Here is a 20,956-nt window from a genome sequence, read left to right on the forward strand (position 1 = left end):
CGGATCTGGAAGCACCGCAAGGTGTGGAGGTGACCGGTACTAATAGGCCGAGGGCTTGTCCTCAGTTGCTCGCGTCCACTGTGTTGGTTCTGAAACCACGAACGATCAGGCCGTCTTTTCGGCCGGCTGGTTGTTGTCTGTTTCATAGTGTTTCGGTGGTCATAGCGTAGGGGAAACGCCCGGTTACATTCCGAACCCGGAAGCTAAGCCTTACAGCGCCGATGGTACTGCAGGGGGGACCCTGTGGGAGAGTAGGACGCCGCCGAACTCCTTTTAGAGCTCCGGCTCTTGGGCATGCAGCCCGAGAGCCGGAGCTTTTTTGCGTTGCGGTAAGGTCAGGGGGCATCATCGGCACGTTTCTCACAGGAGGCTCCCGGGTGGAGGTCCAGGAGACGCGGGTCCAGACGGACCGTGTCCTCACCATCCCGAACATGCTCAGCATGGCGCGGCTCGTTGGCGTACCCCTCTTCCTGTGGCTGATCCTCAGGCCCGAGTTCGGTGGCCCGAAGAGTGACGGCTGGGCGCTCCTGGTGCTGGCTCTCAGCGGCGTCAGCGACTATCTGGACGGCAAGCTGGCGCGCCGGTGGAACCAGATCAGCAGCCTCGGCCGGCTTCTCGATCCCGCGGCCGACCGGCTCTACATTCTCTCGACTTTGGTCGGCCTCACCTGGCGCGAGATTCTGCCGCTCTGGCTGACCGCCGTACTGCTGGCACGTGAGCTCGTTCTGCTGGTGATGGTGGGCATCCTCCGGCGGCACGGCTATCCGCCGCCGCAGGTGAACTTCCTGGGGAAGGCCGCCACCTTCAACTTGATGTACGCCTTCCCGCTGCTCCTGCTCAGTGACGGAACCGGCTGGATCTCGTCACTCGCTGCTATTTTCGGATGGGCGTTCGCCGGATGGGGTACAACCCTGTATTGGTGGGCAGGAGTCCTCTACGTGGTCCAGGTCCGCCGTCTGGTTCGGGCGGACACCGTGGCCGATTGAACTCGCTGATTGACACGCGCAAGGGAGCGCGATGGCCCGCAGGGAAAGTGCGGGACAATCTCGGTGGGTGAAGTCGGCCAGACCGTCGTCTCTTCAAGGAGGACGCTTCCGACATGAAGGCCGTCGTGATGGCCGGAGGCGAAGGCACCCGCCTTCGTCCCATGACCTCAAGCATGCCCAAGCCGCTCCTGCCGGTGGCCAACCGGCCGATCATGGAGCATGTTCTGCGGCTGCTCAAAAGGCATGGGCTCAACGAAACCGTTGTGACTGTCCAGTTCCTGGCGTCGCTGGTCAAAAACTACTTCGGTGACGGCGAAGAGCTCGGAATGGAGCTCACCTATGCCAACGAGGAGAAGCCACTCGGTACAGCCGGAAGCGTCAAGAACGCCGAGGAGGCACTGAAGGACGACGCTTTTCTCGTCATCTCCGGCGACGCGCTGACCGACTTCGACCTCACCGAACTGATCAATTTCCACAAGGAAAAGGGAGCCCTGGTCACCGTCTGTCTGACCCGGGTGCCCAATCCGCTGGAGTTCGGCATCACCATCGTGGACGAGGAGGGCAGGGTCGAGCGCTTCCTCGAGAAGCCGACCTGGGGACAGGTCTTCTCCGACACGGTGAACACCGGCATCTACGTCATGGAGCCCGAGGTCTTCGACTACGTCGAGGCCGATGTGCCCGTCGACTGGTCCGGTGACGTCTTCCCGCAGCTGATGAAGGAAGGCAAGCCCATCTACGGCTACGTCGCCGAGGGCTACTGGGAGGACGTCGGCACGCACGAGAGCTATGTGAAGGCACAGGCCGACGTCCTCGAGGGCAAGGTCGACGTCGACATCGACGGCTTCGAGATCTCCCCGGGCGTGTGGGTGGCCGAGGGCGCCGAGGTGCACCCCGATGCCGTACTGCGGGGGCCGTTGTACATCGGTGACTACGCCAAGGTCGAGGCCGGCGCCGAAATCCGCGAGCACACCGTCGTGGGGTCGAACGTCGTCGTGAAGAGCGGTGCCTTCCTGCACAAGGCCGTCGTCCACGACAACGTGTACGTCGGACCGCACAGCAACCTGCGCGGTTGTGTCGTCGGCAAGAACACCGACATCATGCGCGCGGCGCGGATCGAGGACGGCGCCGTCATCGGTGACGAGTGCCTGATCGGTGAGGAATCGATCGTCCAGGGCAATGTGCGGGTCTACCCGTTCAAGACCATCGAGGCCGGTGCCTTCGTCAACACCTCGGTGATCTGGGAGTCGCGGGGGCAGGCGCATCTCTTCGGTGCCCGTGGTGTGTCCGGGATCCTGAACGTCGAGATCACGCCCGAACTCGCCGTGCGCCTGGCCGGCGCGTACGCGACGACGCTGAAGAAGGGCTCGACCGTCACCACGGCCCGCGACCACTCCCGCGGTGCCCGGGCGCTGAAGCGGGCGGTCATCTCCGCGCTGCAGGCCAGTGCCATCGACGTACGGGACCTGGAGAACGTGCCGCTGCCCGTGGCCCGGCAGCAGACCGCGCGGGGCAGTGCCGGCGGCATCATGATCCGGACCACGCCCGGCGTGCCGGACTCGGTCGACATCATGTTCTTCGACGGTCAGGGCGCCGACCTGTCGCAGGGCAGCCAGCGCAAGCTGGACCGGGTGTTCGCGCGGCAGGAGTACCGGCGTGCGTTCCCCGGTGAGATCGGTGATCTGCACTTCCCCGCGAGTGTCTTCGACTCGTACACCGGGTCGCTGCTGCGCAACGTCGACATCACCGGGATCGCGGAGTCCGGGCTGAAGGTGGTCGTGGACGCGTCCAACGGCAGCGCCGGCCTGGTGCTGCCGAGCCTGCTCGGCAAGCTGGGCGTGGACTCGCTGACCATCAACCCCGGTCTCGACGAGTCCAGGCCGACCGAGACGGCCGACATGCGACGCTCGGGACTGATGCGGCTCGGGGAGATCGTGGCGTCCTCCGGCGCCGCGTTCGGCGTGCGGTTCGACCCCGTCGGTGAGCGGCTGTCCCTGGTCGACGAGAAGGGGCGGATCATCGAGGACGACCGGGCGCTGCTCGTGATGCTCGACCTCATCGCGGCCGAACGGCGCAGCGGCCGGGTCGCGCTGCCGGTGACCACCACCCGGATCGCCGAGCAGGTGGCGGCGTACCACGGCACCCAGGTCGAGTGGACGACGACCTCGCCCGACGACCTCACGCGGGTGGGCGGCGAGGAAGGGACGATCTTCGGCGGTGACGGCAGGGGCGGCTTCATCGTTCCGGAGTTCAGCAGCGTCTACGACGGCACCGCCGCCTTCGTGCGGCTCATCGGGCTGGTGGCACGGACGCAGCTCACGCTCAGCCAGATCGACGCGCGCATCCCACGGGCGCACGTGCTCAAGCGGGACCTGGCGACCCCGTGGGCCGTCAAGGGACTGGTGATGCGGCGGGTGGTCGAGGCGGCCGGGGACCGGTACGTGGACACCACCGACGGCGTGCGCGTGGTGGAGACGGACGGCCGCTGGGTGATGGTGCTGCCCGATCCGGCCGAGGCGGTCACCCACCTGTGGGCCGAAGGACCCGACGACGCCTCCGCCCAGGCCCTGCTCGACGAGTGGTCGGCGGTCGTGGACAGCGCGGGACGGTAGAACGGACGGTACGCGTGCGTGCCGGACAAGTGTCCCCAACGGGGCCTGTCCGGCACGCCGGTAGGGCTTGTTCGAAAGCAGGGGCCGTGGCGTGCGACGATGTGCGGCATGCCGCAGCAACCCCCCGTTCGGAGCACACCCCGGCGGCCCCCGCGTCCGGACGCGTCCATGTCGCTGATCACCAACGTCATGGACCACAGCCTCGACGACGGATACGCCGAGGCCGCCGCGCGGAAGAAGGCCGACGGCGACGGCGGCATGCCGAAGACCCTCAGGGCACGGCTGGGTCTCGCCGCCGGCCTGGTGCTCGCCGCCCTGATCGTGACCGTCGGAGCCGCGCAGGCCCGGGTCGAGGCTCCCGTCGTCGCCAAGGAGCGCGAGGAGCTGATCGACCGCATCGACCAGGAGACCGAGGCGGCCGACGAGCTCGAGGACAGCATCGACGAGCTGCGCGAGGAGGTCGGCGCGCGGCAGCGCGAGGCGCTCCGCGACAGCGGCGGGAGCGACCGGTCCGAGCTGGTGGGCGTCCTGGCGGGGGCCGTCGCGGTGCACGGCCCCGGCGTGCGGCTCGTGGTGAACGACGCCGAGGACACGACCGCGGGCGGTGACGGCGACCCGCGGTCGGCCTCCGGATTCTCGGACACCGGACGGGTCCGTGACCGCGACCTGCAGCGCGTGGTCAACGGCTTGTGGGAATCCGGCGCCGAGGCCGTCTCCATCAACGGGCAGCGGTTGACCGCCCTGTCGGCGATCAGGGCCGCCGGAGACGCGATACTGGTCGACAACAGGCCGCTGGTACCGCCGTACACGGTGCTCGCGGTGGGGGACGGACCGCAGTTGAGGGACCGGTTCCGGAACAGCGCGGACGGGCTGTATCTGCACGTCCTGCAGGAGAACTACGGCATCCGGACGGCCCTCTCCGCGGAGGACGACCTCCGGCTGCCCGCCGCACCGAGTGTGATCGTACGTACCGCACAGCCGATAACCGAGAAAGGCACATCGTGATCGCCGTACTGGGCCTCGTCGTGGGAGTCGTGGCCGGACTGTTGGTCCGGCCCGAGGTTCCGGCGGTCGTCGAGCCTTACCTGCCGATCGCCGTCGTCGCGGCGCTCGACGCCGTGTTCGGAGGGTTGCGTGCCATGCTCGACGGCATCTTCGACGACAAGGTCTTCGTGGTGTCGTTCCTGTCGAACGTGGTCGTCGCCGCGCTGATCGTGTTCCTCGGCGACAAACTCGGCGTGGGGGCCCAGCTGTCCACGGGCGTCGTGGTCGTCCTGGGTATCCGTATCTTCTCCAACGCCGCGGCGATCCGTCGGCACGTGTTCCGGGCGTGAGGCCGATGAGTGAGCACGAGCACGACGAGCCGACGCCCGCGCAGGTGTCCCCGCCCAGGCCCGCGCCGGCCCCGCGGCCCAGGCCCGCTCCCGAGACCGCATCCGCGAGCAGCCTGCGCAAGGAACTGCCCGCCGAGGTGCCCGCGAGCGCGTCCGCGTCCGCGGAGGTGCCGGGCACCGGGCCAGGCCCCCAGCTCACCGGGCGGCAGCGGCTGGTGAAGGGGCTGTGGCCGCCGCGGGTGACCCGGGCCCAACTCATCGTGGCCCTGCTGCTGTTCGGCCTGGGCTTCGGGCTGGCGGTCCAGGTGGCCTCGAACAGCGACAGCGACAGCGCGCTGCGCGGGGCACGGCAGGAAGATCTTGTGCGCATCCTCGATGAACTCGACGACCGCACACAGCGTCTTGAGGACGAGAAGCAGGGACTCGAGAAGCAGCGCGACGAGCTGGAGAACAGCTCCGACCAGGCCGAGGAGGCCCGCAGGCAGACGATCGAGAAGGAACGGCAACTCGGCGTCCTGGCGGGGACGGTGGCCGCGCAGGGGCCCGGCATCACGATGACCATCGAGGACACGAAGGGAACGGTCGAGGCGGACATGCTGCTCGACGCCATCCAGGAGCTGCGCGCGGCCGGTGCCGAGGCGATCCAGGTGAACGGTGTGCGGGTCGTGGCGGGCACCTACCTGACGGATTCCGGCAACGGTGTCGGCGTGGACGGGAACAAGATCAACGCGCCCTATCGTTTCAAGGTCATCGGCAAGCCGCAGGACCTCGAGCCGGCGCTCAACATCCCGGGAGGTGTGGTGCAGACCCTCGAGAAGGAACGGGCCACCGTTACCGTGGAGCGGTCCACCAAGATCGTCGTGGATGCCTTGCGGGCCGCGAAGCGGCCTGACTACGCTCGGTCGTCCTCCCGGTGAACCGGGGGTGCATGGGGGACGTCCGGCGAGGGCATGAGGTTGCGGGGGGTCGGCGCACCGAATGGGTGGTGCGTGGTGGAAACTGTCTGGCGGAGGCGGACGTTGTGAGGATGTCCGGGTCGGCCAATGTGTTCAGTCAGGGTTCGTCCTGCCCCACGGGCGGGTCTGTTTCGGTCAAGGGGAATCGCCCGTGAAGTTGTTTGCGAAGTTGTTCGGCAAGAGCGCGCGAGAGGGCAGCGACAACGCGACCGCTCGCCATCGCGCACAGCCTGACGCGGAAGGCCAGCGTCCGCTGTTCCGGGACCAGGTCGCCGGTCCGGGCGCGGACGCCGCCGGAGGTCAGGGCGCGCCGTCGGTTGACCCTGCGCAGTCGGGCGGCATAGGTTTCGGGCAACCGTCAACCTCAGGTACGGGTGGAGGGTTTTCCGACCCGTACGCGTCCCATGCCCCCGGTGGGCAGCCGCGGCAGGAGGATCCGTCCATGTCGGCCCTGGTGTGTACGAGGTGCGGTAACCGCAACGCGGAGAACAGCCGCTTCTGCTCCAACTGCGGCGCGCCGCTCAGGCCGGGAGTCACCCCGGAGCGCCCCTCCGAGACGACGTCCACGATCTCGATCTCCGGTCTCGAGGCCTACGACGCCGAGGCCACCGGGCAGACGCCGATGCCGACGCTCTCCCCGGAGGCGCAGGCGGCCGTCGACGCCCTGCCGATGGGGTCCGCGCTCCTGGTCGTGCGCCGTGGTCCGAACTCGGGCAGTCGCTTCCTCCTGGACGGCGATCTGACCACGGCCGGACGCCATCCGCAGAGCGACATCTTCCTGGACGACGTGACGGTCTCCCGGCGGCACGTGGAGTTCCGCCGCAGCCCGGACGGCTCCTTCACGGTGGCCGACGTGGGCAGCCTGAACGGCACGTACGTCAACCGCGAGCGGATCGACCAGGTCGCCCTGTCGAACGGCGACGAGGTGCAGATCGGCAAGTACAGGCTGGTCTTCTACGCGAGCCAGCGGGGCTACTGACCTTCCCCCGGATTCCGTCCGGGGGATCACCAGGGAAGGTCCATGCTTCACACACCGAGCGGCGGTGCCGGAGACGGTGCCGCCGCCGCGGACACCGGGCTGATGAGCATCGGCACGGTGCTGAACGTGCTGCGCGAGGAGTTCCCCGAGGTCACCATCTCCAAGATCCGCTTCCTGGAGTCGGAGGGGCTCATCGAGCCGCAGCGGACCCCCTCGGGGTACCGCAAGTTCAGTGCCGGGGACGTCGAGCGCCTCGGCCATGTCCTGAGGATGCAGCGGGACCACTACCTGCCGCTCAAGGTGATCCGTGAGCACCTGGAGGCCATGGAGCGCGGCGAGGCCGTCCAGCTGCCGGTGCTGAGCCGGCCGCGTGACGGGGAGGCCGCTCACGAGCCCGCCTCCGAGGCGCCCACGGCGGCCCGCATCGGGCGTGCCCAGCTGCTGGCGGCCGCCGGCATCGACGAGCGGGAGCTCGCGGAGTGGGAGTCGTACGGGCTGCTCACCCCGGTGGAGGAGGGGGTGTACGACGCCGAGGCGGTCACCGTCGCCGAGCTGATCACCGAGTTGGGGCGGTTCGGGATCGAGCCCCGTCACCTGAGGGCCATGAAGGCCGCCGCCGACCGGGAGGCCGGCCTGGTGGACCAGCTCGTCGCCCCGTTGAGACGCCACCGGAACCCGCAGACCAGAGCCCACGCGGAGGCCCGTACGAAGGAGCTGGCGGGGCTCACGGTGAAGCTGCACGCGGCGCTGGTGCAGACGGCGCTCGGGGTGAGGCTGCCCTGAGCCGGACGGGTTCGGGGGGCCGGATCGGCCACCCGTTCCCTGCCCGACTACCCAAACGTCCCGAGCACGGCCTAGGGTTGCTGTGTGAACGAGCTCGATGTCGTAGGTGTCCGGGTCGAGATGCCCTCCAACCAACCGATCGTGCTGTTGCGTGAAGTGGGCGGCGACCGCTACCTCCCCATCTGGATCGGACCGGGGGAGGCGACGGCCATCGCCTTCGCTCAGCAGGGCATGGCCCCCGCACGGCCGCTGACCCACGACCTGTTCAAGGACGTGCTGGAGGCCGTCGGTCAGGAGCTCACGGAAGTGCGCATCACGGATCTGCGCGAGGGGGTCTTCTACGCGGAGCTGGTCTTCGCCAGCGGGGTCGAGGTGAGCGCCCGGCCGTCCGACGCCATAGCGCTGGCACTGCGCACGGGGACGCCGATCTACGGCAGCGACACGGTGCTCGACGACGCCGGGATCGCCATTCCGGACGAGCAGGAGGACGAGGTGGAGAAGTTCCGCGAGTTCCTCGACCAGATCTCGCCGGAGGACTTCGGAACCAGCAACCAGTGAGGGGCCGCGGTCGTCGGGGTCCCGGTGCCCGCCGGGCCGGTGGGGCCGAGAGGCGCCACCCGGCCGGTGCGGAAGGCATTCGGCTAGCCTTTCCCCGCGGAGGGGCACGGGAAACCACTCTTAGGGTGATTATCACTCGGCGTGCCGAGTGTGGCGATCGTTGACGCACCCTTGGTGACTGCCTACCGTCGAGGAGGCAGGTCAAGGACGGAGGTCGGCGTGAGAAGCAGCGGCGACGGTACGGCTGGGGGTGCCCCCGGACGCAGTCTCGGGGCGGGCGGGCCGTTCTCTCCCCCGGGCTCCCGGCTCCGCTCGAGCGGGGGATTCCCCCAGCACGGCAGCGCGACCGAACACGCTCCGCAGCGGCCGACGGCCGTGCCGAGCAGCGGAGGGGCGACGTCCATGGCGTCCGAGCAGATCGGCTACCGGGGCCCCACGGCCTGCGCGGCCGCCGGCATCACCTACCGGCAGCTCGACTACTGGGCCCGAACGGGGCTGGTCGAGCCCAGTGTGCGGCCCGCCCACGGATCCGGCACACAGCGGCTGTACAGCTTCCGCGACGTCGTCGTCCTGAAGATCGTCAAACGGTTCCTCGACACCGGTGTGTCCCTGCAGAACATTCGCACCGCCGTCCGGCACCTGCGCGAGCGCGGCTTCAGCGACCTGGAGCGCATGACGCTGATGAGCGACGGAGCCACGGTCTACGAGTGCACCTCGCCCGACGAGGTGCATGCCCTGCTCCAGGGCGGCCAGGGCATCTTCGGCATCGCCGTGGGCGTGGTGTGGCGGGACGTCGAGAGCGCGCTGTCACAGCTGCACGGGGAGCGCATCGACACCGGGGAGACGCTGGTCGGCCACAATCCGGCGGACGAGCTGGCACGGCGGCGGAACCGCGCCGTCTGAGGACGGCGTTGTCAGTGGTGTAGGGCAGCATCGGACATGTGAGATCTTCGCCCACGATCCTGCACCTCGACATGGACGCCTTCTTCGCCACGGTGGAACAGGCGTCCAAGCCGAGCCTGCGCGGGAAGGCCGTGATCGTGGGCGGGCTCGGGCCACGCGGTGTGGTCGCCACCGCCTCGTACGAAGCCCGCGTCTTCGGCGTCCATTCGGCGATGCCCATGGCGCAGGCCCGGCGGCTCGCGCCGAACGCCGCCTACCTGGTGCCCCGCTTCGCTCTCTACCGGTCGATCAGCGAACAGGTCATGGGGCTGCTGCGGGACCTGTCACCGCTGGTCGAGCCGCTCAGCCTGGACGAGGCGTTCGTGGACCTGGAGGCCGGCGGCACGGCCTGGGACGAACGGTCGGCGCGGCTGGCCGGTGCGAAGCTGCGTGCGGACATCCGGGCGGTCACGGGGCTCACCGGGTCGGTGGGGCTCGCGGCCTCCAAGATGCTCGCGAAGATCGCCTCCGAGCAGGCGAAGCCGGACGGGTTGGTGCTGATCGAGCCGGGCACCGAGCGGGCGCTGCTGGGACCGCTGCCGGTGCGGACGCTGCCGGGCGTGGGACCGGCCACCGGCGATCACCTCAGGCGGGCCGGGATCCACACGGTCGACGAGCTCGCCGAGGCGGGGGAGGACGAGCTCGTACGGCTGCTGGGCAGGGCCCACGGGCACGCGCTGTACGCCATGGCGCTGGCGCGGGACGAGCGGCCCGTGGTGGCCGAGCGGGAGACGAAGTCGGTGTCGGTCGAGGACACGTACGACGTGGACATCCACGACCGGGTGCGGGTGGGGGCGGAGGTGCAGCGGCTCGCCGACCGGTGCGTGCGAAGGCTGCGGGGGGCGGGGCTGTCGGGGCGGACCATCGTGCTGAAGGTGCGGCGGTACGACTTCTCCACCCTCACCCGCTCCGAGACGCTGCGGGGGCCGACGGACGATCCGGCGGTGGTACGGGAGGCGGCGGCGCGGCTGCTGGAGTCGGTCGACACGACGGGCGGGGTGCGGTTGCTGGGCGTGGGGGTCAGCGGACTGGCCGACTACACGCAGGAGGACCTGTTCGCCCAGGCGGCGGGCGCGCGCGAGGACGCCCTCGACGAGGAGCCCGAGGCCGCGCCCGCGGAGGAGCGGCAGACCGCCACCGAGCGGCGATGGCCGGCGGGGCACGACGTGCGGCACGCCGCGTACGGCCATGGGTGGGTACAGGGCAGTGGGCTGGGGCGGGTCACGGTGCGTTTCGAGACGCCCGGTTCGGAGCCGGGACGGGTGAGGACCTTCCGGATCGACGACCCGGATCTGGAGCCGGCGGAACCGCTGCCGCTGGTGGCGCGAAGACCCGGGGAGAGCGAGCGGGCGGAGGCCGGCGGAGCGGGTTCGGCGGGCCCGTGAGCGGGTGGCGGCAGGGCCCCCGGGTGCGGGACCGGGGTGCGTGGACTGTGGGCTTCCGCGGCGCCGCGGTGAGGACGGTCTGTGGTTCGGCGGTGTGCGGCCGTGCGTGTGGGGGACGGACGGAGTCCCCGGGCGGCCCGGCCGCGGCTGCGACCGCAGGGCCGGGTGCGGTTCGTGAGCGGGGCGCCGGCGGACCGGGTCGGGTGAGGGGCGGTCGGGACGTCCGGGCCGGAAGGCGGCTGCCGCCGCGGCGCGACGGCCCCCGAGCACCACGACGTGCTGCCGAGGAGCGCGGACGCTCAGGCCGATTCGTCCTTGCCCGCCAGTCTGCCGAAGTCGCGCTCCGGGAGCGGGGGAGGGGCGGCGACGTCCAGGCCGTAGTGGTGGTAGAGCTGGAGTTCCTGCTCCGGGGAGAGGTGGCGGCCGACGCCGAAGTCCGGGGCGTCCTTGATCAGGGCGCGTTCGAAGGGGACGTGGAGGGCGCCGTCGATCAGCTCGCTGGGCTCCAGGGGAACGAAGGCGTCCCTGCTGAACAGGCCGGTGCGTATGGCCGCCCACTCCGGTACGCCGGTGGCGTCGTCGAGATAGACCTCGTCGATCGTGCCGATCCGGGTCCCGTTGCGGTCGAACGCCTTGCGGCCGATCAGGTGGCGCGGATCGATGTCGGTCTGCACAGGCCCTCCACTGGTCGCAACCCATCCGTAAGCACTACCAAACGGCACAATCGGCGGAGCGGCCACTCGAAGACCTGTGCGCGGCCCTCGCTGGTACGCTGGCAAACGGCTGCTGACCCCGTGCGGGAGAGTCCTCCAGGCACCATCGGAGGCGCCGAAGGAGCAAATCCTCCCCGGAATCTCTCAGGCCCACGTACCGCACGGACGAGGTCACTCTGGAAAGCAGGGCGGGTGTCGACGGCTTCCGCTCTCACCGACGGTGAAAGCCGGACGCCTTCGGGCGATCCGGTGAAGCTCTCAGGTTGAGATGACAGAGGGGGAGGCCGTCCGGGCACCCGTGCCGTGGTGCCCCCCGAAGGTCGTCAGACCAGGAGGCCTCCGCAATGACCGCCCATCGCACCCCGCTCTCCGAGCTCGAACAGGGAACGCCCTTCGAGCAGCGCCACATCGGCCCCGACCACGAGGCCCGGGCCAAGATGCTCGCGCAGGTCGGCTACGGCTCGCTCGACGAGCTGACGGCCGCCGCGGTCCCGGATGTGATCAAGAACGCCGACGCGCTGGACCTGCCGGATGCGCGGAGCGAGGCCGAGGTGCTGGCCGAGCTGCGAGCGCTGGCCGACCGCAACGAGGTGCTCGGCTCCATGATCGGGCTCGGGTACTACGGGACGTTCACCCCGCCCGTCATCCTGCGCAACGTGATGGAGAACCCGGCCTGGTACACGGCGTACACGCCGTACCAGCCGGAGATCTCGCAGGGGCGGCTCGAGGCGCTGCTGAACTTCCAGACGATGGTCGCCGAGCTCACCGGCCTGCCGACCTCCGGTGCCTCCCTGCTGGACGAGGGCACCGCCGCCGCCGAGGCGATGGCGCTGTCGCGGCGCATGGGCAAGAACAAGAAGGGCCTGTTCCTGGTCGACGCGGACGCGCTGCCGCAGACCATCGCCGTGATCGAGACCCGCGCCGAGCCGACCGGCGTCGAGGTCGTCGTCGCCGACCTGAGCGAGGGCATCCCCGCCGAGGTCGCCGAGCGCGAGATCAACGGTGTGCTGATCCAGTACCCGGGCGCCTCCGGTGCCGTACGCGACATCAAGCCGGTGATCGACCAGGCGCACGAACTCGGCGCGCTCGTCACCGTCGCCGCCGACCTGCTCGCCCTCACGCTGCTGAAGTCGCCCGGTGAGCTCGGCGCGGACATCGCGGTCGGTACGACGCAGCGCTTCGGCGTGCCGATGGGCTTCGGCGGGCCGCACGCCGGATACATGGCCGTGCAGGAGAAGATGGCGCGCAGCCTGCCCGGGCGGCTCGTCGGCGTCTCCGTCGACGCGGACGGGAACAGGGCCTACCGGCTGGCGCTGCAGACCCGTGAGCAGCACATCCGCCGCGAGAAGGCCACCAGCAACATCTGCACCGCCCAGGTGCTGCTCGCCGTCATGGCCGGGATGTACGCCGTCTACCACGGCCCCGAGGGGCTGCGGACCATCGCGCGGCGCACCCACCGGTACGCGACGGTCCTCGCCGAGGGCCTCCGGGCCGGCGGCGCCGGGATCGTGCACGGTTCCTACTTCGACACGCTGACCGTGCGGGTCGCGGGGCGGGCCGCCGAGGTCGTCGCCGCCGCGCGCGGCAACGGCGTCAACCTGCGTCTCGTCGACGCCGACCACGTCTCGATCGCCTGTGACGAGACCACCACCCGGGACCGGCTCGCCGCCGTGTGGAGCGCCTTCGGCATCGAGGGCGACGTCGAGGCGCTGGACGAGGTCGCCGGGGACGCGCTGCCGGACGCGCTCCTGCGCACCGACGAGTACCTCACGCACCCCGTCTTCCACCAGCACCGCTCCGAGACCGCGATGCTGCGCTACCTGCGCCGTCTCGCCGACCGGGACTACGCGCTGGACCGCGGCATGATCCCGCTGGGCTCCTGCACCATGAAGCTCAACGCGACCACCGAGATGGAGCCGGTCACCTGGCCCGAGTTCGGGCAGCTGCACCCCTTCGCGCCCGCCGAGCAGGCGCAGGGTTACCTCACGCTCATCCACGAGCTGGAGGAGCGGCTCGCCGAGGTCACCGGCTACGACAAGGTGTCCCTCCAGCCCAACGCCGGCTCCCAGGGCGAACTGGCCGGTCTGCTCGCCGTACGCGGCTACCACCGGGCCAACGGTGACGAGCAGCGCACCGTCTGCCTGATCCCGTCCTCCGCGCACGGCACCAACGCGGCCAGCGCCGTGATGGCCGGCATGAAGGTCGTCGTCGTCAAGACCGCCGACGACGGCGAGATCGACGTCGAGGACCTCCGGGCGAAGATCGAGCAGCACCGCGACGAGCTGGCGGTGCTGATGATCACGTATCCCTCGACGCACGGCGTGTTCGAGGAGCACGTCGCCGACATCTGCGCGCAGGTGCACGAGGCCGGCGGCCAGGTGTACGTGGACGGCGCCAACCTCAACGCGCTGGTGGGCCTCGCCAAGCCGGGCCACTTCGGCGGTGACGTCTCGCACCTGAACCTGCACAAGACCTTCTGCATCCCGCACGGCGGCGGCGGTCCCGGCGTCGGCCCGGTCGGTGTGCGGGCGCACCTCGCCCCCTACCTGCCGAACCACCCGCTCCAGCCCGGGGCCGGCCCGGAGACCGGCGTCGGGCCCATCTCGGCGGCGCCGTGGGGCTCGGCGGGCATCCTGCCGATCTCCTGGGCGTACGTCCGGCTCATGGGCGGCGAGGGGCTCAAGCGGGCCACGCAGGTGGCGGTGCTCAGCGCCAACTACATCGCCAAGCGCCTCGAGCCGCACTACCCGGTGCTCTACACCGGCCCCGGCGGGCTCGTCGCGCACGAGTGCATCATCGATCTGCGCCCGCTGACCAAGGCGACCGGCGTCAGCGTCGACGACGTGGCCAAGCGGCTGATCGACTACGGCTTCCACGCGCCGACGATGTCGTTCCCGGTGGCCGGCACGCTGATGATCGAGCCGACCGAGTCCGAGGACCTGACCGAGCTCGACCGGTTCTGCGAGGCGATGATCGCGATCCGCGCGGAGATCGAGAAGGTCGGCTCCGGCGAGTGGCCCGCGGACGACAACCCGCTCCGCAACGCCCCGCACACCGCCGCCGTGCTCGGCGGGGAGTGGGAGCACGCGTACGGACGCGAGGAGGCCGTGTTCCCCGCCGGGGTGAACGCCGCCGACAAGTACTGGCCGCCGGTGCGCCGCATAGACCAGGCATTCGGCGACCGGAACCTGGTGTGCTCCTGCCCGCCGCTGGACGCGTACGAGGACTGACCCGCCGGAGGCGGGACGTGAGGGCTCCGCTTCGGCCGTGCGGCCGGGCGGGGCCCTCTTCCCGTGCGCGTGCCCGTCGTGCGCTACGCCGGGTACGCGTGGGTCTGCGCGGCCTTGACCGTCGCCCAGACCGGGGCGCCCGGATGCAGGTCCAGTTCGGCCGCGGCGACCGTGGTGAGGTCGGCGGCCAGGGGGAGTTCGCCGGTGAGCTCGGCGCGGACCTGGTCGCCGTGAGGCTCCAGGCCGGCGATCTCGCAGCGCCAGAGGTTGCGGGCGCTGGAGCCGGTGGGGCGGTCGCGGTAGAGGGTCACGGCGCCGGGCGGGAACGCCACGAAGGCGGGGCCGGAGAGGTCCTCCGTGGTGCTCACCGTGGGGCCGGCGTCGAGCCGGACCGTGTGGCCGTCGGCCTGTCCGCGGTACAGGTTGAGGCCGACCAACTGGGCGATGTACTCGGTGCGGGGGTGGCGGGCGATGTCGGAGGGCGTGCCCTCCTGCACGATCCGGCCCTGCTCCACGACGACCAGCCGGTCGGCCAGCACCATGGCGTCCAACGGGTCGTGCGTGACCAGAACGGCGACGGCCTCGAAGGCGGCCAGATGGCGGCGGAGCCGGGCACGCACCTCCAGCCGGGTGCGGGCGTCCAGGGCGGCGAGCGGTTCGTCCAGGAGCAGCAGCCGGGGGTGGGTGGCCAGGGCGCGGGCGAGGGCCACGCGCTGGGCCTGGCCGCCGGAGAGACGGCGGGGCTTGGCCCCGGCGTGTTCCGCCAGGCCCATGCGGTCCAGCCACTCGGCGGCCTGCGCACGGGCCTCCGCCTTGCCGGTGCCCCGGCAGCGCGGTCCGAAGGCCACGTTGTCGAGGGCGGTCAGGTGCGGGAAGAGCAGATAGTCCTGGAAGACGACGCCGATCGGGCGCGACTCGGGCGGCGTGCGGTGCAGTTCGGCGCCGTCCAGCCGCAGATGGCCCGCCGTGAGGGGCGTGAGGCCCGCGAGGGCGCGCAGGGCGGTGGTCTTGCCGGCGCCGTTCGGGCCCAGCAGGGCGACGACGTCGCCGGGCGCGGCGGTGAGCGCGATGTCCAGGCGGAAGGTGCCGCGGTCGACGACGAGCCGCGCGTCGAGGCCCTCGGCGGCCGGTCCGGGCGCGGTGCCGGTGGGGCCGGGCCTCTTCCCGGGATTCTTCGGCATGGTCTCGGGCACGGTGTCAGACCGTCCTCATCCAGCGGTCCCGCAGTCCGGCGAGTACGGCGATGGACACCGCCAGCAGCACCAGGCTGAGGGCGATCGCGGCGGCCGGGTCGTTCTGCAGGGCGAGGTACACCGCGAGCGGCATGGTCTGGGTGCGGCCGGGGAAGTTGCCGGCGAAGGTGATCGTCGCGCCGAACTCACCGAGGGCCCGCGCCCAGGCGAGGACGGAGCCGGCCGCGATGCCCGGGGCGATCAGCGGCAGGGTGACCCGGCGGAACGCGGTGAAGCGGGAGGCGCCCAGAGTGGTGGCCGCCTCCTCGTAGCGCGGGTCGGCGGCCCGCAGCGTGCCCTCGACGCTGATGACGAGGAACGGCATCGCCACGAACGTCTCGGCGAGGACGACGCCCGTGGTGGTGAAGGGCAGGGTGATGCCGAACCAGGCGTCCAGCCACTGGCCGACGACACCATTGCGGCCCAGGGCGAGCAGCAGGGCGACGCCGCCCACCACCGGGGGGAGGACCAGCGGAAGCGTCACCAGGGCGCGGACCAGGCCGCGGCCGGGGAAGTCCGTACGGGCCAGCAGCCAGGCCAGCGGGACGCCGATGACCAGGCTCAGCACGGTCGCCGCCGTGGCGCAGACCAGCGACAGGCGCAGCGCCTGCCACACCTCGGGGCTGGTCAACTGCTCGGGGAGGCTGCGCCAGGGAGCCCGGAGGAGGAGAGCGAGGAGGGGGACCAGGAGGAAGGCGAGGCCCAGGAGGGCGGGCGCGAGGAGGGGGAGGGGGACGCCGCGTCCGGGGGTGCGGGGGCGTGCCGTGCGGGGGGCCCTCACGGTCCGTGTCCCGCTCCGGCCGCCGTCGGGCGGAGCGGGCGCGCCCGGGTCCGGCGGGGTGCCGTGCCGGCCGGTCACGGCGCGAGGAATCCGGCCCCGGTCAGGACCTTCCGGCCCTCCGGGGACTTCACCAGGGCGACGAACGCCTTCGCCGCCGTCGGATTCGGGGCGCTCTCGAGGCGGGCGATCGGATAGTCGTTGACGGCCTCGGCCGACTCCGGGAACTCCACGCCCTCCACCTTGTCACCCGCGGCCCTCACGTCCGTCCGGTACACGACGGCGGCGTCGGCCTCCTTCAGCTCGACCTTCGTCAGGGCGCTCCTGACGTCCTGCTCGTAGGAAACCGGCGTCAGTTCGACGCCGGCGGCCGTGAGGGCCGTCCGCGCGGCCGAACCGCAGGGCACCGTGCTGTCGCACAGCACGACCTTCAGGCCGGGCGCGGTCAGATCCTTCAGGGAGCCGATTCCGTGCGGGTTGCCGGGCAGGGTGGCGATCTCCAGACGGTTGCGGACGAACGTGCTCGGGCTGCCCGCCGTGTGTCCCTCGTCCGTGACGAGCTTCATCGTCCCGGTGCTGGCCGCCGCGAAGACGTCGGCCGGGGCACCGCCGGAAATGCCGGCGGCCAGGGTGTCGCTGCCGCCGAAGTTGAAGGTGACCTCTGTCCCCGGGTGCTCCTTCTCGAACCGTTCGCCGAGCGTCGTGAAGCTCTCCGTGAGCGAGGCGGCCGCGAAGACGGTGACCGTTCCGGAGGGACCGTCCTCGCCGGTCCCCGAGGCACTCGAGCCGGACGCGGAGCAGCCGCTCAGCGCCAGGAGGACGGCGGCTCCGGCACCTGCGGTCCGCAGGGCACTTTGGAGACGGTGCGCGGAACGGGGCATCTCGGCGGCACTCCCTCTACGGGCCGGGGAGGAGGCGGACACAGCACCTCCGATACGCCGATGATACTGACGCATCTGCCAGGAAGAAGTCACCTGTCACATCGCATGAGCCAGGGAAAAGAGCGGAGAGGCGGGCACGTGCGTTCGCACGAGAGGTCCTCGTCCCCGTCAGGCGCGGTCGATGTGGACGTTGGTTGACTTCACGCGCGCGGTGGCCTCCACGCCCACCTCCAGTCCCAGCTCCTCGACGGCCTCCCGGGTGAGCAGGGAGACGAGGCGGTGCGGGCCGGCCTGGATCTCGACCTGGGCGGCGACGTCACCGAGCTTGATCGCGGTGACGATGCCGGGAAAGGCGTTGCGGGCCGAGGTGTACGGGGCGCCCTCCTCGGCGGTGCCCGCCCTGGCGAGTTCGACCGAGAACGCGGCCAGGTCCCGTCCGTCGATGAGCCGCCGTCCGCTGTCGTCGCGGTGGGTGGTGATCCGGCCCGCGTCCGCCCAGCGGCGGGCGGTGTCCGGGCTCACGCCGAGCAGTCGTGCTGCCTGGCCGATCGTGTAGGACTGCATGCCGGTCACGATAGGGCGGCGCGGACGGCACCGCGGCCCGGGCCGCCCCGTCCGTCAGTCCCGCTTCGCCGGAACCGCCGTGCTCGCCCGTACGACCAGGTCCGTGCCCAGCTCCACGCGGGGCGAGTCCGGCTGTTCGTCGCGGGTGAGGCGGAGCACCGTGCGGACGGCGAGTTTGCCCATGTCCGCCAGGGGCTGGCGGACCGTGGTCAGCGGCGGAGCCGACCAGCGGACCTCCGGGAGGTCGTCGAAGCCGACCACGCTCATGTCCTCCGGCACCCTCAGGCCGCGCCGCCGCAGTGCCTCGATCGCGCCCAGTGCCATCTGGTCGCTGGCCGCGAACACCGCGGTCGGTGGCTCGGGCAGGTCCAGCAGGGCGTTGCAGCCGGCGAGCCCGGACTCCGGGCGGAAGTCACCGGGGACGATCAGCGATGCGTCGACCGCGATGCCGCGGCCCTCCAGCGCCGCCCGGTAGCCGTCGAGCCGGGCCCGGGAGCAGAGCAGGCGCGGTGGTCCGGCGATCAGACCGATCCTGCGGTGCCCCAGGGCCAGCAGATGCTCGGTCGCGGCCAGACCGCCCGACCAGTTGGCGGCGCCGATGGCGGGCACGTCCAGAGCGGGGGAGCCCGCCGGGTCCACGACCACGAGCGGTACCCCGAGGATTTGCAGCTCCTCGTGCAGCGCCGGTTCCAGGGCCGAGGTCACGAGGATGACGCCGTCGGACGCGCGCGCCCGCAGATTGCGCATCCACTCCCGGGCGTCACCGGAGCGTCCGTGGATCGCCGACACCACCGTGCCCACCCCGGCCCCGTGGGCGACCTCCTCGGCCCCGCGGAGGATCTCCACCGCCCAGGGGCTGTCGAGGTCGTCGAAGACCAGGTCGAGCAGAGCCGCCCGGGAGGACGGGGCCGTGGGGCGCTTGCGGTAGCCGTGGCGGCGCAGCAGGTCCTCGACCCGGGCCCGGGTCCGCGGGGAGACGTCGGAGCGGCCGTTGACCACGCGGGAGACGGTCGGCACCGAGACGCCGGCCCGCCGGGCGATCTCCGTGATCGTGACTCTGCCCTCGGCGCCGGCCCCATGTGCTGCCACTTGCCCACCTCCGTGACGGGAACCCGCGAAACTTCCAGGAGTCTTCCGGAAGGCGGACGCCCGTGGGAAGGTGCCACGAGACGGACTCCCCGCTCGGAAGGGGCCGTGGGGCCGGCCGTCACCCCGGCCGTGCGCCGGACCACGGTGGGTGATACGCCCCGGGCACGCGTCGGGGCCGGTTCGCAGGAGGTCCTGCGGTCCGGCCCCTCGTGCCCTCGGCACGGGCCCCGCTGTGCCCGGCCGTGCTCAGGCGGTGGTCAGGCTGGTGCCCCGGGAGCGCTGCGGGGCGATGATCCTGCCGTCGGGCAGGAGCTCACCGGTGTCCTCGAAGAGCACGACACCGTTGCACAGCAGGCTCCATCCCTGCTCCGGGTGGTGCGCCACGAGACGGGCGGATTCCCGGTCGGCGGAGTCGGCTGAGGGGCACGGTGGCTGGTGCTGGCACATGGGTGGGATCTTTCGCTCTGTGGTGACCTGTGGGATGGCTGTCGTGTCAGTTCCGCGGCGTGAGGTCTCGTTCATGGCCGCCCCCCGTTGTGATAAGTCGGTCGGAAACCAGTGTTGCCCCACGGACGACGATCCGCAGGGATTTCGCGGCACCGCTCCTCACAGGTTGATGACGCATCACCCGCGCGGACGGTTCACCTCAACTGCACTGTCACTTCGGGTGGTTCGGCGTGACCGAATGGGGCTAGTCCGGCGGCGCGAGGGGTTTTCCGGCTCGTACGAGCCATTTGCCGCTCGTACGAGCGTGGGTGGTGCGGGAGGAGCCGGGAAACGGGAAGGGACGGGGAAACAGCGTGTCCCCCGCCGCCCGGAATTCCGGGCGGCGGGGGACACGGAGCCGGACGGCGCGGGGCGTCAGGCCGGGGAGCCGAGCAGTCGGGTGGGTGTCACCCGGAGGGTCAGCACCGGGAGCAGTTCGGCGACCCGGTGCGGGCGGTGGGCCGCGATCCCGGGCGGTGCCGGGGCGAGCGGGACGAGCAGGTCGGTGGCGGCCGGGTGCCCGGTGGCCGCGTCCGCGGTGGGGTCGCCGTGCAGCCAGAGCGTCAGCATGTAGAGGCCGGGCACCGACAGCAGCCGGGGCTGGTACGGCTGCGGCACGGCCTCGGCCTGGCGCAGTGCGAGCTCGGTGGAGGCGACGTAGGGGCCCTCGAAGAAGCGGGAGAAGGCCCAGCCGTCGGGGGTGAGCACGGTGTCCGCGGCGGCCACGGCGCGATCGCCGCAGCGGATCAGGAAGCGCCACCCGGCCAGTCGCGTCGCGGACACGCCCTCGGCGGTGATCCGGTCCAGGACGTGCACGGGCAGGGGCAGCTCGGGCGAGGCGGGTCCCTGCGTGCCGAGCAGGGAGGGGGTTCGGGCTTCGCGGACCGCGGTGGGGGAGGAGAGCGCGGTCAGGACGGAACGCAGTGCGGGCGCGGGAGCGGGAGGGGCGTGCAGCGGCATGGTGGGTCGCCTCTCATTCGAAGGCACAGGGGCGCGAGGGCGGGGCGGGCGGGGCGGACGGCGTTGTCAGCTCGCGAAGGTCAGAGAGGCAGGGGCCGGGGCCGGAGCACGAGAGGTGGGGGTGAGGCCTGCCGCCACATCACCTCGTCGACTGGATCGCTCGACCGTGGGCGCCAACCTTCTGCCTTGTGCACGAAGTTTATACGACACGTGTTCAGACTGTGTTTCACCTAGCTGTTTTCGGCCCGCGAAACAAGGGTACTTTTGGTCGGTGAAACGCGAAAATCATCCCGATTTCAGATGGGGCGCGCGGCGATGACCTCGGAAAACGACCGCGGGGCGGTCGGCTCATTGCCGTCGACGTTTTTCACGAGTTCGCAGCGCCCCCGTAACGTGCGTTACGTGCCATGCCCCGTGAATGTGCCACTGGTCACCGTCCACCAGCGTAGCGGCCGACGAGTCCGTCCGGGGCGTTATCGATCGCATTGACG

The 20,956-nt window shown here is 71.1% G+C and carries 19 protein-coding genes, 1 rRNA gene and 1 riboswitch; of the genes, 12 read left to right on the forward strand and 8 right to left on the reverse strand.

Features of this window, described 5'->3' with window-relative positions; all coding sequences use genetic code 11:
* The first annotated feature begins 151 nt into the window (after nucleotides 1-151).
* The 11 genes from rrf to RIM90_RS05815 all read left to right on the forward strand — a co-directional run bounded on the left by rrf (nucleotide 152) and on the right by RIM90_RS05815 (nucleotide 10,532).
* A 5S ribosomal RNA gene (gene rrf, locus RIM90_RS05765) occupies nucleotides 152-268 on the forward strand.
* A gap of 109 nt (nucleotides 269-377) precedes the next feature.
* Entirely contained in the window at nucleotides 378-986 is a 609-nt protein-coding gene (locus tag RIM90_RS05770; RefSeq protein WP_309059463.1) for a CDP-alcohol phosphatidyltransferase family protein, read from the forward strand.
* Nucleotides 987-1,099: 113 nt separating this feature from the next.
* Nucleotides 1,100-3,595, forward strand: a complete 2,496-nt coding sequence (locus tag RIM90_RS05775; protein WP_309059464.1) for a mannose-1-phosphate guanyltransferase — start codon at nucleotides 1,100-1,102, stop codon at nucleotides 3,593-3,595.
* A gap of 168 nt (nucleotides 3,596-3,763) precedes the next feature.
* Entirely contained in the window at nucleotides 3,764-4,600 is an 837-nt protein-coding gene (locus RIM90_RS05780) for a DUF881 domain-containing protein (RefSeq protein ID WP_309059465.1), read from the forward strand.
* Entirely contained in the window at nucleotides 4,597-4,929 is a 333-nt protein-coding gene (locus RIM90_RS05785) for a small basic family protein (protein WP_003988855.1), read from the forward strand. The genes RIM90_RS05780 and RIM90_RS05785 overlap by 4 nt, the downstream gene beginning before the upstream one ends.
* 5 nt (nucleotides 4,930-4,934) lie before the next feature.
* Nucleotides 4,935-5,846 carry a DUF881 domain-containing protein gene (locus tag RIM90_RS05790; RefSeq protein WP_309059466.1) on the forward strand — a complete coding sequence of 304 codons (912 nt, stop codon included), beginning with the start codon at nucleotides 4,935-4,937 and terminating at the stop codon, nucleotides 5,844-5,846.
* 61 nt (nucleotides 5,847-5,907) lie between these two features.
* Entirely contained in the window at nucleotides 5,908-6,864 is a 957-nt protein-coding gene (locus RIM90_RS05795; protein ID WP_309059467.1) for an FHA domain-containing protein, read from the forward strand.
* A 42-nt stretch (nucleotides 6,865-6,906) separates the two neighbouring features.
* A complete protein-coding gene (locus tag RIM90_RS05800) occupies nucleotides 6,907-7,647 on the forward strand; it encodes a MerR family transcriptional regulator (protein ID WP_309059468.1) in 741 nt (246 codons plus the stop codon).
* 84 nt (nucleotides 7,648-7,731) lie between these two features.
* Nucleotides 7,732-8,205, forward strand: coding sequence for a bifunctional nuclease family protein (locus RIM90_RS05805; protein WP_004934251.1), 474 nt, complete (start codon nucleotides 7,732-7,734; stop codon nucleotides 8,203-8,205).
* 219 nt (nucleotides 8,206-8,424) lie between these two features.
* Nucleotides 8,425-9,108: a MerR family transcriptional regulator gene (locus tag RIM90_RS05810; RefSeq protein ID WP_309059469.1), complete on the forward strand. Its 684-nt coding sequence runs from the start codon at nucleotides 8,425-8,427 to the stop codon at nucleotides 9,106-9,108.
* A gap of 38 nt (nucleotides 9,109-9,146) precedes the next feature.
* Nucleotides 9,147-10,532 carry a DNA polymerase IV gene (locus RIM90_RS05815; protein ID WP_309059470.1) on the forward strand — a complete coding sequence of 462 codons (1,386 nt, stop codon included), beginning with the start codon at nucleotides 9,147-9,149 and terminating at the stop codon, nucleotides 10,530-10,532.
* A gap of 299 nt (nucleotides 10,533-10,831) precedes the next feature.
* Here the strand turns inward: RIM90_RS05815 and RIM90_RS05820 are convergent, their stop codons facing one another.
* Complete coding sequence (locus RIM90_RS05820; RefSeq protein ID WP_309059471.1) at nucleotides 10,832-11,206, reverse strand: PRC-barrel domain-containing protein; 375 nt, start codon at nucleotides 11,204-11,206, stop codon at nucleotides 10,832-10,834.
* A 113-nt stretch (nucleotides 11,207-11,319) separates the two neighbouring features.
* Nucleotides 11,320-11,415, forward strand: a riboswitch (glycine riboswitch).
* A 174-nt stretch (nucleotides 11,416-11,589) separates the two neighbouring features.
* Here RIM90_RS05820 and gcvP point away from each other — a divergent pair.
* A complete protein-coding gene (gene gcvP, locus RIM90_RS05825) occupies nucleotides 11,590-14,475 on the forward strand; it encodes an aminomethyl-transferring glycine dehydrogenase (RefSeq protein WP_309059472.1) in 2,886 nt (961 codons plus the stop codon).
* Nucleotides 14,476-14,558: 83 nt separating this feature from the next.
* Here the strand turns inward: gcvP and RIM90_RS05830 are convergent, their stop codons facing one another.
* The 7 genes from RIM90_RS05830 to RIM90_RS05860 form a co-directional block, all read right to left on the reverse strand.
* Nucleotides 14,559-15,656, reverse strand: a complete 1,098-nt coding sequence (locus RIM90_RS05830; protein WP_309059473.1) for an ABC transporter ATP-binding protein — start codon at nucleotides 15,654-15,656, stop codon at nucleotides 14,559-14,561.
* Nucleotides 15,657-15,672: 16 nt separating this feature from the next.
* Nucleotides 15,673-16,488 carry an ABC transporter permease gene (locus RIM90_RS05835; protein WP_309059474.1) on the reverse strand — a complete coding sequence of 272 codons (816 nt, stop codon included), beginning with the start codon at nucleotides 16,486-16,488 and terminating at the stop codon, nucleotides 15,673-15,675.
* 74 nt (nucleotides 16,489-16,562) lie between these two features.
* The gene (modA, locus tag RIM90_RS05840) at nucleotides 16,563-17,366 is read right to left on the reverse strand and encodes a molybdate ABC transporter substrate-binding protein (RefSeq protein WP_309059475.1); all 804 of its coding nucleotides are present in this window, start codon (nucleotides 17,364-17,366) and stop codon (nucleotides 16,563-16,565) included.
* Between the two features lie 168 nt (nucleotides 17,367-17,534).
* A complete protein-coding gene (locus RIM90_RS05845; RefSeq protein ID WP_309059476.1) occupies nucleotides 17,535-17,930 on the reverse strand; it encodes a helix-turn-helix transcriptional regulator in 396 nt (131 codons plus the stop codon).
* A gap of 54 nt (nucleotides 17,931-17,984) precedes the next feature.
* A complete protein-coding gene (locus tag RIM90_RS05850) occupies nucleotides 17,985-19,019 on the reverse strand; it encodes a LacI family DNA-binding transcriptional regulator (RefSeq protein ID WP_309059477.1) in 1,035 nt (344 codons plus the stop codon).
* Between the two features lie 246 nt (nucleotides 19,020-19,265).
* A complete protein-coding gene (locus RIM90_RS05855; RefSeq protein ID WP_309059478.1) occupies nucleotides 19,266-19,466 on the reverse strand; it encodes a DUF5999 family protein in 201 nt (66 codons plus the stop codon).
* Between the two features lie 414 nt (nucleotides 19,467-19,880).
* Nucleotides 19,881-20,465, reverse strand: coding sequence for a hypothetical protein (locus RIM90_RS05860; protein ID WP_309059479.1), 585 nt, complete (start codon nucleotides 20,463-20,465; stop codon nucleotides 19,881-19,883).
* Between the last annotated feature and the right edge of the window lie 491 nt (nucleotides 20,466-20,956).

The organism is Streptomyces sp., from assembly GCF_031181555.1.
Lineage (GTDB): Bacteria > Actinomycetota > Actinomycetes > Streptomycetales > Streptomycetaceae > Streptomyces > Streptomyces fimbriatus.